This window comes from Pseudomonas sp. p99-361 (assembly GCF_003935475.1).
GTDB lineage: Bacteria > Pseudomonadota > Gammaproteobacteria > Pseudomonadales > Pseudomonadaceae > Aquipseudomonas > Aquipseudomonas juntendi.
Genome location: NZ_RHQO01000146.1, coordinates 1 through 725 on the forward strand (window position 1 = coordinate 1; position 725 = coordinate 725).

The 725-nt window shown below is 63.2% G+C and carries 1 pseudogene; it reads left to right on the forward strand.

The annotated features are described in order from the left end of the window. Positions 1-725 (forward strand): annotated as a pseudogene (locus EGJ22_RS25890) (acetolactate synthase large subunit); the annotation flags it as partial.

The window sequence follows — 725 nt, forward strand, 5'->3', positions numbered from 1 at the left end:
CTGCCGGAAGACATCGCCGCCGAGCAGACCGACGCGCTGCCGATCCCGCGCAGCCTGCACCGCCGCCCGCTGGCCGAGCACGTGGCCATTGAAGCTGCCATCGAGAAATTGCGCACCGCACGTAGCCCTATCCTGGTGATCGGTGCCGGCGCCAACCGCAAGATGACCGCCAAGGTCCTCAAGCAACTGGTCGATAATACCGGTATCCCATTCGTCACCACCCAGCTGGGCAAGGGTGTGGTTGACGAGCGCAGCCCGCGCTTCCTGGGTAACGCTGCGCTGTCGTCCGGCGATTTCGTGCACCGTGCGATCGAAGCGGCGGACCTGATTGTCAACATCGGCCACGATGTGATCGAGAAGCCGCCGTTCTTCATGGTGCGTGGCGGCACCGAAGTCATCCATATCAACTTCCGCTCCGCCGAAGTCGATGCCGTGTACTTCCCGCAGGTTGAAGTGATCGGCGACATCGCCAACGCCGTGTGGCAGATCGCTGAAGGCCTGGGCGACACTTCGCACTGGGACTTCACCCGCCTCATGGCAATTCGTGAAGCCAACGAAGCCCAGATCGCCGAAGGCGCCGACGACGACCGCTTCCCGGTCTACCCACAGCGCCTGGTGGCCGACATTCGTCGCGTGCTGCCGTCCGAAGGCATCGTGGCCCTGGACAACGGCATCTACAAGATCTGGTTCGCCCGTAACTACAAGGCGCACAAGCCGAACACCGT